The organism is Bradyrhizobium sp. SZCCHNR1015 (genome assembly GCF_032489875.1).
GTDB lineage: Bacteria > Pseudomonadota > Alphaproteobacteria > Rhizobiales > Xanthobacteraceae > Bradyrhizobium.
The window spans coordinates 1-1,524 of sequence record NZ_JAUEYW010000036.1 but is presented as its reverse complement, the minus strand read 5'-3'; the positions used below and the strand labels follow the sequence as shown (position 1 = coordinate 1,524).

1 protein-coding gene is annotated in these 1,524 nt (G+C 60.2%); it reads right to left on the bottom strand.

Annotated features, from left to right (window positions below):
* Nucleotides 1–324: 324 nt before the first annotated feature.
* Nucleotides 325–1,425 carry an IS4 family transposase gene (locus QX128_RS33155; protein ID WP_315701243.1) on the bottom strand — a complete coding sequence of 367 codons (1,101 nt, stop codon included), beginning with the start codon at nucleotides 1,423–1,425 and terminating at the stop codon, nucleotides 325–327.
* Nucleotides 1,426–1,524 lie beyond the last annotated feature (99 nt).

Below are 1,524 nucleotides of genomic sequence, written 5' to 3'. Positions count from 1 at the left end.
CCAGAAACCCCGCGCCCTCGCCTATCGCCGTGATCCCGGCACTGCTCTTTTGTATGTCGCATGGAAATCCGTTCTCGCGGCGTGTTTTCGCCCGAGTTTTCCGAGAACGCGTCACCCTCTGGAAAGTGAGGGCGCAGGGAAGACCGCATAGGCGTTAAGGTAGCGCGAGCATCGATTGATACTTGCGTTTTCGAGGAGGCTCGCGAAGGTGGCGCCCCAACGCGCGTTTTCTGCGGCGCAAGCAACGGATGGTTGGTTGTGGAATGATTGCTTGCAGCAAGGATGCAACGAGCTGCTGCAGGACCCGCCAAGCGCCAGGCGTCGTTAAGCGGCCTGCGTCCAGTGGGGAGAGTCCTCGAAGTCGCTGGCAAGCGGCTCGAGCAACAGGATGATCAGGAGGTGGGCCAGCAGGTAGGGCTTGGCAGAGCGCGGATCGGTTCCTGGCGGCGTCTTGAGGCCAATCAGACTCTTCAGTCGCTTGAACCCAAGCTCGATCCGCCATCGCAATCGATAGAGCGCAAGCACATCTTTGGTGGAGAACTCGTCCCGCGCGAGCGACGTGATCAGAATGACCCAATCCGCAGCCTCCAAAGTTTCTTTGGAGATGATGCGGTTTTCATCTTTTGCGTCTTGCCGGGCTTTACGCCGAGAAGCAGCAGCCGCACCGGTGGGCTTCTTGATTGCGACCAGACGCATAGCCAGAGGCGCGCCGCCCTTGCGCTTGATCCAAATCTCCCGATCGACCAGTCCGCGCGCCTTCGCGGCACGCAATTGGGCCATCAGATCGAACGGAAGGCCTTTGGCGTCAAGCCAACGTGCGTTCTTCCAGCCCGCTCGGATCAAAACGTCGGCCCCGGCTTCGCGGACGGCCGCAATGCGGTCAGGTTGCAGATAAGCGCGGTCAGCAATGCGGATCTCGTTCTTGACCACTGGTATCCGGTCAAACGTTTCGCCCTCTTGCTGATCTGTCAGCTCGAAGTGACCAAAGCGCTCATAGGGCAGATCAAATGCGCTATGAACGCGCCAAAGCTCACTGTTCTTGCGCGCAGCCGGTCCCGCCTGAGGCACTGTCGTCGCATCGATGATGCGGATCAGGCGGCCTTGGCTCGCCTTCGGAGCTGCCGCAGCGAGCAAGCCCTCCACCAGCACCGCAAACCAATCACCACATTGACGCAGCCGATAGAACAACGCCACGCTGGTGAGGTCGGCAAGGCCAACAGAAGCCGCCCATGCGGCTGTCGATCTCAGCCCTCTTTCACCCAAACAATAGGCCAGCATCAGCCGAAGTAACGTCACCGCATCTGGAATCTGCCGCCGACGCGCGAAGGCCTTCGTCTGGCGCGCAGTTTTCTCGAGCTGCGCAGCCCCGCCCAGCTGCGCAACCACTCTCGTCCAGTCCTCGTTCAGGAGCGATTCGTCTGCCATCCCCTGTTCGAATCACGGCGGATTCCAACACTCAAGCATAAACTTAACGCCTATGCGGCCTTCCCTGCGCCCTCTGTCTCTTGGAGGGTGAGACGAGAT

What these genes read in the sequence shown, in the direction of transcription:
- QX128_RS33155 (WP_315701243.1), bottom strand. Translation starts at nt 1,425, where the DNA reads ATGGCAGACGAATCGCTCCTGAACGAGGACTGGACGAGAGTGGTTGCG.